Source organism: Pseudomonas sp. TE3910, assembly GCF_056279025.1.
The window spans coordinates 2,430,051-2,442,753 of the sequence record NZ_JBWBQN010000001.1; the positions used below are offsets into that span (position 1 = coordinate 2,430,051).

A 12,703-nucleotide genomic window follows, 5' to 3' on the forward strand; every position below is an offset into this window, starting at 1 on the left:
CGCCTCCTTCAGAGTGTGATCCGGGTGCCGAGCAAGCCCAGGAAACCGGCCAGCCACGCCGGGTGTGCCGGCCACGCAGGCGCCGTGGCCAGGTTGCCCTGAACATGGGCCTGAGTCACTTCGATGTCGACATACTGACCACCCGCCAAGCGCACTTCCGGTGCACACGCCGGGTAGGCGCTGCACTCGCGGCCTGCCAGTACGCCCGCAGCGGCGAGCAGTTGGGCGCCGTGGCAGACAGCCGCAATCGGCTTGCCCGCCTGATCGATGGCCTTGACCAGTTGCAACACCTGCTCATTCAGGCGCAGGTACTCCGGTGCCCGCCCACCCGGAATCACCAGTGCGTCGTAGTCTTCGGCACGTACCTTGGCGAAGTCGAAATTCAGGGCAAAATTGTGCCCCGGCTTCTCGCTGTAGGTCTGGTCACCCTCGAAATCATGGATTGCCGTGCGTACCGTCTGCCCCGCGGCCTTGCCCGGGCACACGGCGTGCACGGTATGGCCGACCATCGATAATGCCTGGAACGGCACCATCACTTCATAATCTTCGACGTAATCGCCGACCAGCATCAGGATTTTCTTCGCGGCCATTTCGCTGACTCCTTGGGCACAGGGGAAAAGTTCTCCATCACAATAGCCCTCCCCAGCCAACGGCGGGTAATAGTCTGGTACTACAGCGAGAGTCGTTCAGTCGCGCAGATTCAACAGGTTGACCACCAGACGATCCAGCCAGCTCCACATCCGCTGCTGAACCCGCTTCCACCAGGGCCGGGCGTGCCAACGCTCAAGGTCAATGACCGTGCTCTGGGCGAAGTCTCGCTCGAAGCTGGCGGCCACTGCTGCGGTCAACGGCGGGTCAAGCGCCTCAAGGTTGGCTTCGAGGTTGAAATGCAGGTTCCAATGGTCAAAGTTGCACGAGCCGATGCTCACCCAATCGTCAATCAGCACCATTTTCAAATGCGAGGAAGCAGGGCTGGTACTCAAAGATCTTCACCCCGGCACGCAACAGCCGGGGGTAATAGCGATGGCCGGCATAGCGCACCGACGGATGATCGGTACGCGGCCCCGTCAATAGCAGGCGCACATCGACGCCCCGTGAAGCCGCCCGACGCAATGAACGACGCACTTTCCAGGTCGGCAGAAAGTAAGGTGTCGCCAACCAGACCCGACGCTGCCCACTGTTCAGTGCGCGCACCAGCGATTGCAGAATATCGCGGTGCTGCCGGGCATCGGCATAGGCCACACGCCCCTGCCCTTTGCCCTCTGGCGGTACCCGAGGCACCCGTGGCAAACCAAAATGAGTCGGCGGGCGCCAGGCTGTGCGGCGCAAGTTGGCTCGCCACTGCCGGTCGAACAGCATCTGCCAGTCCGCCAGCAGCGGCCCGCGCATCTCGACCATGACCTCATGCCACTCGCTGACCTCTTCACCTGGGGTCCAGAATTGATCCGTGACACCCGTACCGCCGACGACCGCCCAAGACTGATCCACCAGCAGCAACTTGCGGTGATCGCGGTACAGGTTGCGCACACCACGGCGCCAGCTCAGCCGGTTGTAAAAGCGTAACTCGACACCGGCCGCCAGCAGTCGCTGGCGCAAGCTCAGCGTAAACGCCAACGATCCGTAAGCATCGAACAGGCAGCGTACGTGCACACCGCGCTCTGCTGCCTGAACCAGCGCCGACACCATCGCCTCGGCGCAGGCACCGGCCTCCACCAGGTAGAGCTCCAGGTCTACCTGATACTGGGCACGAACGATGGCGGTGAGCATCCGGGGGAAAAATTCGGGGCCGTCGATCAGTAACTCGAACTGGTTACCCCCGCGCCAGGGAAAGACCGCCCCGGCCATCTCAGCGCGCCGTGAAAATCAGCACCGCACCCACCGGAACTGACAGGCTGATGGACTGCAGCCCGGCGACCTTGCGCAAGGCATCCAGGCCCGGTGCCAGGTCGAACTCTTCAGCCCGCAGCATCAGCGGCTCAAGCGTTACCACCTGAAAGCGCCGCTCATCAAGCCGAGTCGCCAGCAGTTGAGCACTGTAACTATGCTCCTTGCCATGCAGGCTGACCGTCACCGGCAAACGCAACTCCAACTGAGCACCATTGGCCAGGTCATTGATCGGACGCAGGTCAAGCTGGGCACGAATCAGTGCATCGGGGAAACGGGCGACCTCGAACAGGTCTTTGCGCATGCGCTCATCACGCAGTGGTATACCGCTATTGACCGAGTCCATTTCGATCTGCAACTCAGCCGCGCCTTTGCTATCGACCTTGCCATGCAACACCAGAAAACGATGGACTTCGGTGACATCACCATTCTTGTTGGTAATAAACGACAGCCGCGACGACTCGTTGTCCAGGTACCAATTAGCCTGGGCCGGCAAGGCCAACGCTGCGAGCAGAGCGAAGAAAAGGCGGGACGATTTGAACATGTGAAATCCATAGGCACAGTAGCCGCCAACCTTACCTGCACACCCTCATGGCAGCAAGCGACAGCCCTGCCTCGGCCCTTCCCACACGGCACGATTGCTACGCCCCAACCCTGTAGCGCTGACCAAGTGCAAAGACGGCTCATCGCGCAGCGTACTCAATGGCAGGTACTGCTGAACATATCCACGGCAATACTCGGCAGAAAATGCCATTACGTAACGGCAGGAGCAGTATTCCTTGGCAGAGTAGGCACTCAGCACACCAGGAAACGCCAGCAAGGCCTCCCGCTCCCACCCGGCCCAGGCGCACGCGCTAATCAGCAGCACCAGCAACACACGTTTCACGGTTGTTCTCCCGCGAAAGCCGCGAGGGCCCGCTTGAGGAGTTCGTTATGTTGATAGCGCCCATCGCGATCATCCGCGTAGCGCACGATCACCAGTTTCTGAGCGGGCAACACGTAGAGTGCCTGACCCCAATGCCCCAAGGCGGCAAACGTCTCGGCGGGCGCATCCGGCCAGGGCCTGGTGCTGCCTGCAACAGGCGTATTCAACCACCAGTGGCCACCGGGTGTTGCTTCGCCCGGCGCTGCGCTCGCCGCTGTAAACGGCTGGCGGTTGAACGCCACCCATTCAGGCGGCAGCAACGGCTGCCCCTGCCAGCGCCCATCACGCAACATCAGCAAACCAATGCGGGCCAAGTCACGGGCATTCAGGTACAGGTAAGAGGAGCCGACCAACGTACCGCTGGCATCCCGTTCCCAGGTTGCCTGAGTGATCCCCAACGGCTGGAACAGGGCTTGCCAGGCATAATCCTCACTATCGACCATGCCACGCAGCGCCGCCGCCAACAGGTTACTGTCGCCACTGGAGTAGAGAAAACGCTCACCGGGGCCGGCAGCACGGGCACGGCTGGCGGCGTAGGCGGCCATATCCGCGCGCCCTCGGGTATAGAGCATGGCCACGACCGAAGAGTTGAGCGGCGCGTACTCATAGTCCTCTTGCCACTCAAGACCGCTGGCCCAGTGCAGCAGGTCTTCAATGCGCACCTCCGGGTGAGCCTGCATCGGTGCGTAATAGCGCGCCACCGGATCTTGCAGACTGAAACGCCCCTGGCCGTAGGCAACGCCGAGCGCCGTCGCCAGCACGCTCTTGCTGATCGACCAGGTCAAATGGCGTGTCTGCGCCGACGTCGGCGCCACGTAGCGCTCATACACGATGCGCCCGTCCTGGACGACCAGCAAAGCATCCGTGCGTACGCCCTCACGGCCTTGACTGCTGCGCGGCGCAAACGCGTACGCCTCCAGTGCCTGCAACGCGGGGCCTGCCGGCGGGCTTGTCGAAGCCCAGTCCGAATCGGGCCAGATCTCTGCTGCACGGCCCTCCAGCGCAAACACGCTCAATGCAATGATCAGCAGCACAGCCTTGCCCATGGCCGGACCTCAAGACAGTCGATCCGCCCCAGACTACTCCGGTTCTATGACAATCCCGCAGCGGCGCAGGCCTTGGCCAGGCGCTTGGCCCGTGCAGCACTGGCGATATCAAGAACGCCCTGATCGCGCTGCCAGAGGGTGGCCCACTGCCCATTGCTGGCCAGCAACGCACGGTTGATCTCCTCTCGCAAGCCCGCGAACTGGGCAAACAGCCCGCCCAGTAGCAGGTGACAAGCCACCGTATCCGCACACAGCCGACTGCCCTCGGCACAGCCGGCAAGCAGACTGATCAGGCGTAGCTGCAGGCTCTGCGGCCATCCGCTAACCAGGCCAACGCCATACAGCCAGGCACACAGAGCGCTGAGCACATAGAGGTCTTCGAGGGTACGAAAGGGTTTGACATAGGCATCCCAGCCATCCCCGGCCAGACGTTCGCACAGCGCCTGCTCAAGGTGCAGCCGGGCATGCCCGACTTCCGGCATCAACGGTAACGCTGGCAAAGGCTCCAAACGGACGCCTGGCTCGCCGGGGTAAACCACGGCCAGGCTCAAGCGCGGTGATTGCCCCTCTGCCTCGCTGCGGGCGGCCACCAACAGCCAGTCGGCATCCAGCCCGGCGGTGACAAAATCCTTGCTGCCACTCAGGCGCAGCTCATCAAGCCGGGTTTGCATGTCGGCCGGGCGCACACTGCGTCGCTCGCTGGCACACAAGGCACCAAGGCTCTGCGGTGCACTGGGCCAGAGAACCCGCAACGCGGCCTGATAACCGAGCAAAAAGGCCAAGCCCGGGGTCGGCATCGACCGTCCACCCAGGATTGCCAACTCGAACGGGCTGCAGGTGCCAAGCCGCTCGAGCAACACACTGTAAGTCTCACCCAACGTCGCCAACAGCGGTTGAGACGGCATGTGGTTGAGTCGTTCCAGCCAGACCATTGAGGGACTCCTTAGAAGGCTGTCATAGAAGCATCACCAATCATTCACCGAGGTGACACCACGTCTACCTAGGCTGACTTTGCACAACAAAGTCGACCGGCCGCAACCCCATGGCTGGCTTATGGAGACTCGCAATGACTCAGATCGCTCGCTCTGGCGACAACAGCACTGAACGCCGTCTGCAAGCCGAACGTCTGGTCGGCCCAGAGGCCCTGCAAGAAGCACAGGCCCTGCGCTTCAACGTGTTCAGCAGTGAATTCAAGGCCAAGCTAAACGGTGCAGAACACGGCCTGGACATGGATGACTACGACCCTCACTGTCAGCATATCGGTGTACGCGACCTGACCAGCGGGCGCCTGGTGGCCACCACCCGACTGCTTGACCATCAGGCAGCCAGTACGCTGGGCCGCTTTTACAGTGAAGAAGAATTCAGCCTGCACGGCCTCGGCCATCTGCATGGCCCGATCCTGGAACTGGGTCGAACCTGCGTCGACCCGGCCTACCGCAATGGCGGCACCATCGCCGTACTGTGGAGCGAGTTGGCTGAAGTGCTCAACGAAGGCAACTATAGCTACCTGATGGGTTGCGCCAGTATTCCCATGCAGGATGGTGGCGTTCAGGCCCATGCCATCATGCAGCGCCTGCGCGAGCGCTACCTGTGTAACGAGCACCTGCGCGCAGAGCCGAAAACGCCACTGCCGAACCTGGCCCTGCCAGGCAATGTCATCGCCGAAATGCCGCCGCTACTCAAGGCCTATATGCGCCTGGGGGCTAAGATCTGTGGCGAACCCTGCTGGGACGAGGCGTTTCAGGTCGCCGACGTGTTCATCCTGCTCAAGCGCGACAACCTCTGCCCGCGCTACGCTCGCCACTTCAAGGCGGCCGTCTGATGCGGCGCCTGCGCGTCCAGGGACGCGTTCTGCGCCTGTTGCTGGTGGTTCTGCTCGGGCTGAGCATGGCAAGCCTGTTCAGCCTTTACGAACGCCTTCGCCTGAATCCCTCGCTACAGCGCCGGCAACGCTGGTCTCAGCTGTTCATGCGCCAGTTGAGCAATGCCCTGCCCTTCAAGGTCACGGTGGTGGGCAACCTGCCGCAACAACCCATGCTGTGGGTGAGTAATCATGTGTCTTGGACGGACATTCCGTTGCTCGGCATGATCACGCCACTGGCGTTCCTGTCCAAGGCCGAAGTACGCACCTGGCCTGTAGCCGGTTGGCTGGCGCACAAGGCGGGCACACTGTTCATCCGTCGCGGAGGCGGCGACAGCCAACTGCTGCGCAAGCAGATCAGCCAGCACCTGCAACAACAGTGCGACCTGCTGATATTCCCGGAAGGCACCACCACCGATGGGCGCAGCCTGCGCACGTTTCACGGCCGTTTGTTGGCCAGCGCCATCGATACCGGCGTGCCAGTGCAACCGGTCGCGTTGCGCTACCTGCGCAATGGCGAAGCAGACGCCATCGCCCCCTTTATCGGCGATGATGACCTGCTCTCGCACCTGCTGCGCCTGTTCAGCCATGAACGCGCCGAGGTCGAAATTCACCTGCTTGAGCCCATCGCCAGCCATGATCAGGAGCGCGCCGTACTGGCCCTGAACGCTCAGCAGGCCGTGCATCGCGCGCTGTACGGTCAGCCCCCAGAGGCCATGCCGCAACGGCGGGCCAAAGCGGCTTAACGCAGGGCTTTCTGTGCGAAGGCCTGTAACTGCGGGTAGAACAGCCGAAAGTCTTCCTGCAAAGGCTCGTACAACGCTTGCACTTCCTCCCAGGCACCGTCGAGCCCCTCGGGGCGCGACAGCCGTCGGGAAATGCCCTTGAGCACGCGCTCCAGCACCGCGAACTCACGGTATGAACCCAGCCAGTCGTCAGCCGCCATGTAAGGGGCTATCTGCGCCAGGCGACCCGGCAACACCGGCTGCTCGGCCAGCACCCGATAGACCCGGTGAGTAAACTGCGTCAACGGCTGATCGGCATAATCAAGCCAGTCCCGGGCCAGGCAATGGTCGAAGAACACATCAAGAATGATCCCCGCATAGCGCCGACGCTCACGTGGAAACCGTCCCAGCGACTCATGCACCACGGGGTGACTGTCAGTGAATACATCGATCTGTCGGTGCAGACGGATAGCCGCTTCCAGCGACAGCGAAAAGCGACCGTCCAGCGGCCCTTTGACGAAGTCGCCATACAGGCTGCCGAGCAATTGCTCGGGCTGCTGGCCGCCAAGATGGAGATGTGCAAGGTAGTTCATGCGCGCAGTTTAGCACCTGGCCTGCACGTATCGTTATAACCCGATATATCGATTTACGCAGTGCTAAGAACCTCTTCATATTTGTATATCGCGAAATACCGATTTATATTTCGCTGCATCGCGATATACCGTTACCCCTCATGAGCCACCACCATGACCCTTGATCTCGACGAAATAATAAAAGCCCTGGCCCATCCAGTACGGCGAGAAATCCTCAACTGGCTGAAAGACCCACACGTACAGTTTCCCGATCAGCAGCACAGCACCGAATACGGTGTCTGCGCAGGGCAGATCGATCAACGCTGCGGGTTGTCGCAGTCAACCGTGTCGGCGCACCTGGCAACCCTGCAACGCGCCGGGCTGATCAGCAGCCAGAAGATCGGGCAGTGGCATTTCTTCAAACGCAACGAGGACACCATTCAGGCGTTCCTCAAGCAAATGAGCCAAGAGCTCTGACAAGGACCTTCGCATGCCCCTTCCCTTACTGATACTGGCGCTGAGCGCGTTTGCTATCGGCACCACCGAATTCGTCATCATGGGCCTGCTGCCCGATGTCGCTGCCGACCTGGGCGTCTCGATTCCCGGCGCTGGCTGGCTGGTCACCGGCTACGCCCTGGGCGTGGCAATCGGCGCACCGTTCATGGCTCTGGCCACCGCCAGGTTGCCACGCAAGGCAGCCCTGGTTGCCCTTATGGGTATTTTCATCATCGGTAACCTGCTGTGCGCACTGGCCAGTGATTACAACGTGCTGATGTTCGCCCGTGTGGTCACCGCCCTTTGCCATGGCGCGTTCTTTGGTATCGGCTCGGTAGTGGCGGCGAACCTTGTACCGGCCAATCGTCGCGCGTCGGCTGTGGCCTTGATGTTTACCGGCCTGACACTGGCCAACGTCCTCGGCGTGCCCCTGGGCACAGCGTTGGGCCAGGTAGCGGGCTGGCGCTCGACCTTCTGGGCCGTGACCCTGATCGGTGTCGTCGCCTTGTTTGGTCTGATCCGCTTCTTGCCCAACAAGCATGATGAAGAAAAACTCGACATGCGCTCGGAAATGGCAGCGCTCAAAGGTGCGGGTATCTGGCTTTCGCTGTCGATGACCGTACTGTTCTCCGCGTCGATGTTTGCCCTCTTCACCTACGTCGCACCGCTGCTCGGTGATGTCACCGGCGTCAGCCCGCGAGGCGTGACCTGGACCCTGCTGCTGATCGGCCTGGGCCTGACCGTAGGCAATGTTCTGGGCGGCAAACTGGCTGATCGCCGTTTGGCGGCCACCCTCGTGGGCGTGTTTGCAGCCATGGCGCTGATCAGCACGGCGCTGTCCTGGACCAGCACCGCCTTGATCCCTGCCGAAATCACCCTGTTTCTCTGGGCCACCGCCGCTTTCGCCGCCGTACCGGCCTTGCAGGTCAACGTAGTGAGCTTCGGCAAGGCCGCGCCAAACCTGGTATCGACCCTGAACATCGGCGCCTTCAACCTGGGCAATGCGCTCGGCGCCTGGGTCGGTGGCACGGTCATCGACCAAGGCCTGGGGCTGACCCGTGTGCCGCTGGCTGCTGCCGCACTGGCGGTTATGGCCCTGATCGTCACCCTGATTACTTTCCGCCAGAACGGCGACAACGCCGAACTGGCACCTGCCACCCACTGATTGCAACGAGGTCTACGTAAATGACGACGCTTTTCGACCCCATTACCCTCGGCGATCTGCAATTGCCGAACCGTATCATCATGGCTCCGCTGACCCGCTGCCGGGCGGACGAAGGCCGCGTACCCAATGCGCTGATGGCGGAGTACTACGTGCAGCGGGCCAGCGCCGGGCTGATCCTCAGTGAAGCCACCTCAGTGACGCCCATGGGCGTCGGCTACCCGGACACACCCGGTATCTGGTCCAATGATCAGGTCCGTGGCTGGACCCAAATCACCAAGGCCGTACATGCGGCCGGCGGTCGGATCTTCCTGCAGCTGTGGCATGTCGGACGCATTTCCCACCCCAGCTACCTGAATGGTGAAGCACCGGTGGCACCGAGCGCCATTCAACCCAAAGGCCATGTCAGCCTGGTACGGCCAATCAGCGAGTTTCCGACCCCTCGAGCGCTGGAGACCGCAGAGATTGCCGACATCATCGAGGCCTATCGTACCGGTGCCGAGAATGCCAAGGCGGCAGGCTTCGACGGCGTCGAGATCCATGGTGCGAATGGCTACCTGCTCGACCAGTTCCTGCAGAGCAGCACCAACCAGCGTACCGACCAGTACGGCGGCTCACTGGAAAACCGCGCACGGTTGATGCTGGAAGTCACCGATGCAGTGATCGAGGTCTGGGGGGCAGAACGTGTCGGCATGCACCTGGCGCCACGCGCCGATGCCCATGACATGGGCGACGCGAACCGTGCCGAAACCTTCACCTATGTCGCCCGCGAGCTGGGCAAACGGGGTATCGCCTTCATTTGCTCACGGGAAAAAGAGGCTGATGACAGCATCGGCCCGTTGATCAAAGCCGCGTTCGGTGGTCCTTACATCGTCAATGAGCGCTTTGACAAAGCCTCTGCCAGCGCAGCCTTGGCCAGCGGCAAGGCAGATGCAGTGGCCTTTGGCATTCCATTCATTGCCAACCCGGACCTGCCCGCGCGCCTGAAAGCCGATGCACCGTGGAATGAACCCCACCCGGAAACCTTCTATGGCAAGGGCCCGGTCGGGTACATCGACTACCCACGGATGTAGTTAACAATACGGAAGCTGCCTGCGATCAAGGCACCCCGCGCCCCAGCAGCGGCAACCGCCCACACAAGGGCAAGGGGCGCAGGCAGATGATCCGTTCAACCGCGGCCTCAAGGCCGCGCGTTGATCTGCTGCTGCAGGTTCTGTATCTGGCTTTGCAGCGTATTGATGTTCCGTGTCACCTGGCCACGGAAAGCATCGAATTCAGCCGTAGACGCCCCCGCGCCTGCACTCGCTGCCGGGCGGTGTTCCTGCTCGCTTTTGAGCACAATCAAGTCTTGCTCCAGACGCTCAATCGCCGCGTTTGGATTACCTTGCTTCTTCAGCGCCGCGACTTCAGCCGACAAGCCCTTGAGCTGAGCATCGAGCTTGTCAGACTCGGCCTGAGCAGCCTTCAAGGCAGCCAATTCGGCCGTAACTGCCTTGAGCTGGGCTTGCACCTGAGCATTGGCTGCCTGCTGCTCACTGGCCTGTGCCAGTGCCTGCTCCAGACGCTTGCCCAAATCACCCTGCTGACCGGCGACACCCTGCTGCTGCTTGTGTTGCTCAGCCAGACTGGCCTGCAGTTGCTTGATCTGCAACTTCAGCGCTTCGCTGCCAGTGGTCACGCTGGACTCACTGGCAGCGACCTTGCCACTGATCGCCTGCAGGCGCCCCGCTGCATCTTCGCTGATACGCGCAAAACTCTCCTGGGTGGCAACCAGCTGCTGCTCCATCAATGAGATTTGCTGGAAACTCCACCAGCCGAGCCCGGCAAGCGTAATGAAGGACGCCCCCAGCAACGCCCAGAGCGGGCCTGTTGCACCGCCCTTGCGGGCAGGCTGACGCACACCGGCGTGCGGCTGAGCAGCCGGCGTGAAGTCGTCGTGATCACGCGCCTCGGCCCTCAGGCTTGGGACATCATCGAAATCGTCATGGGCATCGTTACGCATGGGTACCTTCAACCGCCGTGATAGCAAATGAGCATTAGTATAAACCGCCCGAGGGCCGCACTGATCGACCACCTGCGAACCGATCGGTTCAGTGGCCGATGTGCTGTGCTTTCCACCAACCACAAAATTCATCCAGCGCCGTCCAAAGGCTGACCGTCGGACGGTAGTCAAGCAAATGCCTGGCTCGGCTGATGTCCAGCGTGAAGTCCTTGTTCATGACCTGCATGCCCAGGCGCGACAGGGTCGGCTGGGGGCGACCAGGCCATAGCAGGCAAGCCCCTTCATTCAACGCCGCCAGGCTGTATGCCAGGCCGAACGAGCGGTAGCGTGTCACCTGCGGCACCTGCATCTGCCGCATGACATAATTGATCACGTCCCAGATGGGCAGCGGCTGCCCGTTGCTGATGTTGTACGCCTTGCCCAGCGCCTCATCACCAACATGCAAGGCGCTGAACAACGCCTCGTTGAGGTTCTGCACACTGGTGAAATCGACCTTGTTCAGGCCATTGCCCACAATGGCCAGGCGCCCCTTGCGCTGCATCTGCAGCAGCCGCGGGAAAATGCTGACGTCCCCGGCACCGGTGACAAAGCGCGGACGCAGGGCCAGTACCTCGAGGCCAAACTCTTGCGCCCCGAAGACCTTTTGCTCAGCAAGAAACTTGGTACTCGCATAATGATCATGGAAGCGTCGAGGCACCTGATCTTCGGTGATCCCCATGTGCGACCGACCATCGAAGTAAATCGACGGGGATGACAGGTGCACCAGGCGTCGGACATGCTCCTTCAGACAGGCTTCAACGACGTTCTCGGTGACCACCACATTGCCCTGATGGAAGTCTTGATAGCGCCCCCAGTGCCCCACTGCACCCGCACAATGCACAACGGCATCGACACCTTGGCACAAGCGCCGGGCCAGTTCAGGATCACCCAGATCGCCAGCAATGAACTGCGCACCACGACGTACCAAGTGCTCAACACCCTCAGCGCGTCGGCCGTTGACCCTGACATCCAGGCCTTGCTCAAGCGCATGGCGCGCAAAGCGCCCGCCAATAAAGCCGCTTGCGCCGGTGACCAGAATTCGCATGAACCACTCCGCTTAGAAATATCTCAGATGCTGCAGACGCGAGTCGCGCCTACAACGGCACCAGCCACTGCCGGCTTGTCGTCGCAAGATGCTCAGTCAGTTGCCCAAGCAATTGCCCGCCGTTGCGCCAATGATGCCAGTACAACGGCACATCGATAGGGGTATCAGGAAGTATTTCTACCAGACGACCCGATGCAAGCTGTTCGCGCACCTGCAACTCGGGCACCAGCCCCCAGCCAAGACCGGCCTCGGTCATCCGTAGAAACCCCTCCGAGGACGGGCACAAGTGGTGCATAAACCCCTCCTGGACCCCCAGCGACGCCAGGTAGCGGTGCTGCAGGAAATCGTCCGGGCCGAACACCAATGCAGGCGTGCGTGATAACCGCGTGACCTCAAAGCCATTGGCAAAATGACGCGCCATGAACGCCGGGCTCGCCAACGCCCGGTAACGCATGGCACCCAACAACAAGCTGCGTGCACCGGCCACCGGCCGCTCGCTGCCACATAGGCAGGCGGCTACCTCACCGGCCCGCATGCGCTTGAGCCCGACGTCCTGATCTTCCACCACCATGTCCAGCAACAGGCGTTGCTCAGCACAGAACTCACCCACTGCTGCCGCCCACCAGGTCGCCAGGCTGTCGGCGTTCAAAGCAATACGCAGACGCTCGGGCATGCCCTCCTCGTCCAATGCTGGTACCTGCCGTTGCAGATCGCGCTCCAACAGCCGCACCTGCTGTACGTGGTTGAGTAGACGCCGACCGATCTCGGTCGGGCCCGGCGGTGTGGCCCTGATCAGCACCGGCTGGCCCACCCGGGCCTCAAGCAACTTGATCCGCTGCGAGATGGCCGACTGCGATAAACCCAGCACCTGCGCGGCACGCTCAAAGCCCGCCTGTTCGACCACCGCAGCAAGGGCCGAGAGCAATTTGTAATCGAACATTATTTTT

14 protein-coding genes and 1 pseudogene are annotated in these 12,703 nt (G+C 61.7%); 5 read left to right on the forward strand and 10 right to left on the reverse strand.

Features of this window, described 5'->3' with window-relative positions; translation table 11 throughout:
• Nucleotides 1-8: 8 nt before the first annotated feature.
• The 6 genes and pseudogenes from ACZ9H3_RS10985 to ACZ9H3_RS11010 all read right to left on the reverse strand — a co-directional run bounded on the left by ACZ9H3_RS10985 (nucleotide 9) and on the right by ACZ9H3_RS11010 (nucleotide 4,787).
• The gene (locus tag ACZ9H3_RS10985) at nucleotides 9-590 is read right to left on the reverse strand and encodes a DJ-1/PfpI family protein (RefSeq protein WP_099775685.1); all 582 of its coding nucleotides are present in this window, start codon (nucleotides 588-590) and stop codon (nucleotides 9-11) included.
• Between the two features lie 96 nt (nucleotides 591-686).
• Nucleotides 687-1,845: pseudogene (locus ACZ9H3_RS10990) on the reverse strand (phospholipase D-like domain-containing protein).
• Between the two features lies 1 nt (nucleotide 1,846).
• On the reverse strand, nucleotides 1,847-2,428 hold the full coding sequence (locus ACZ9H3_RS10995; protein WP_099775687.1) for a YceI family protein: 582 nt from the start codon (nucleotides 2,426-2,428) through the stop codon (nucleotides 1,847-1,849).
• 45 nt (nucleotides 2,429-2,473) lie between these two features.
• Nucleotides 2,474-2,770 carry an amidase gene (locus tag ACZ9H3_RS11000; RefSeq protein ID WP_330523041.1) on the reverse strand — a complete coding sequence of 99 codons (297 nt, stop codon included), beginning with the start codon at nucleotides 2,768-2,770 and terminating at the stop codon, nucleotides 2,474-2,476.
• Entirely contained in the window at nucleotides 2,767-3,855 is a 1,089-nt protein-coding gene (locus ACZ9H3_RS11005; RefSeq protein ID WP_476220747.1) for a serine hydrolase domain-containing protein, read from the reverse strand. The genes ACZ9H3_RS11000 and ACZ9H3_RS11005 overlap by 4 nt, the downstream gene beginning before the upstream one ends.
• A gap of 44 nt (nucleotides 3,856-3,899) precedes the next feature.
• Complete coding sequence (locus tag ACZ9H3_RS11010; RefSeq protein WP_476220748.1) at nucleotides 3,900-4,787, reverse strand: acyl-CoA dehydrogenase middle domain-containing protein; 888 nt, start codon at nucleotides 4,785-4,787, stop codon at nucleotides 3,900-3,902.
• Between the two features lie 134 nt (nucleotides 4,788-4,921).
• On the opposite strand from ACZ9H3_RS11010, the gene olsB reads away from it, so the two are divergent.
• Nucleotides 4,922-5,677 (forward strand): L-ornithine N(alpha)-acyltransferase, encoded by a 756-nt coding sequence (olsB, locus tag ACZ9H3_RS11015; RefSeq protein WP_065761059.1) that lies wholly within the window; start codon nucleotides 4,922-4,924, stop codon nucleotides 5,675-5,677.
• Complete coding sequence (locus ACZ9H3_RS11020; protein ID WP_099775691.1) at nucleotides 5,677-6,462, forward strand: lysophospholipid acyltransferase family protein; 786 nt, start codon at nucleotides 5,677-5,679, stop codon at nucleotides 6,460-6,462. Before olsB ends, ACZ9H3_RS11020 begins: the two co-directional genes overlap by 1 nt.
• Here the strand turns inward: ACZ9H3_RS11020 and ACZ9H3_RS11025 are convergent.
• On the reverse strand, nucleotides 6,459-7,034 hold the full coding sequence (locus tag ACZ9H3_RS11025) for an acyl carrier protein phosphodiesterase (RefSeq protein WP_476220750.1): 576 nt from the start codon (nucleotides 7,032-7,034) through the stop codon (nucleotides 6,459-6,461). The genes ACZ9H3_RS11020 and ACZ9H3_RS11025 overlap by 4 nt on opposite strands.
• Before the next feature lie 153 nt (nucleotides 7,035-7,187).
• On the opposite strand from ACZ9H3_RS11025, the gene ACZ9H3_RS11030 reads away from it, so the two are divergent.
• From ACZ9H3_RS11030 to ACZ9H3_RS11040, 3 genes are read left to right on the forward strand one after another with little or no spacing between them, the layout of a single operon-like run.
• Entirely contained in the window at nucleotides 7,188-7,490 is a 303-nt protein-coding gene (locus tag ACZ9H3_RS11030) for an ArsR/SmtB family transcription factor (RefSeq protein ID WP_065761062.1), read from the forward strand.
• Between the two features lie 13 nt (nucleotides 7,491-7,503).
• The gene (locus ACZ9H3_RS11035) at nucleotides 7,504-8,673 is read left to right on the forward strand and encodes an MFS transporter (RefSeq protein ID WP_099775693.1); all 1,170 of its coding nucleotides are present in this window, start codon (nucleotides 7,504-7,506) and stop codon (nucleotides 8,671-8,673) included.
• Between the two features lie 20 nt (nucleotides 8,674-8,693).
• On the forward strand, nucleotides 8,694-9,743 hold the full coding sequence (locus ACZ9H3_RS11040; protein ID WP_099775694.1) for an alkene reductase: 1,050 nt from the start codon (nucleotides 8,694-8,696) through the stop codon (nucleotides 9,741-9,743).
• Nucleotides 9,744-9,850: 107 nt separating this feature from the next.
• On the opposite strand, the gene ACZ9H3_RS11045 is transcribed toward ACZ9H3_RS11040, so the two are convergent.
• The 3 genes from ACZ9H3_RS11045 to ACZ9H3_RS11055 all read right to left on the reverse strand — a co-directional run bounded on the left by ACZ9H3_RS11045 (nucleotide 9,851) and on the right by ACZ9H3_RS11055 (nucleotide 12,696).
• Entirely contained in the window at nucleotides 9,851-10,672 is an 822-nt protein-coding gene (locus ACZ9H3_RS11045) for an ATPase (RefSeq protein WP_102052615.1), read from the reverse strand.
• Nucleotides 10,673-10,760: 88 nt separating this feature from the next.
• Nucleotides 10,761-11,756: an NAD-dependent epimerase/dehydratase family protein gene (locus tag ACZ9H3_RS11050; RefSeq protein ID WP_065761066.1), complete on the reverse strand. Its 996-nt coding sequence runs from the start codon at nucleotides 11,754-11,756 to the stop codon at nucleotides 10,761-10,763.
• Between the two features lie 49 nt (nucleotides 11,757-11,805).
• Entirely contained in the window at nucleotides 11,806-12,696 is an 891-nt protein-coding gene (locus ACZ9H3_RS11055) for a LysR family transcriptional regulator ArgP (protein WP_099775696.1), read from the reverse strand.
• Nucleotides 12,697-12,703 lie beyond the last annotated feature (7 nt).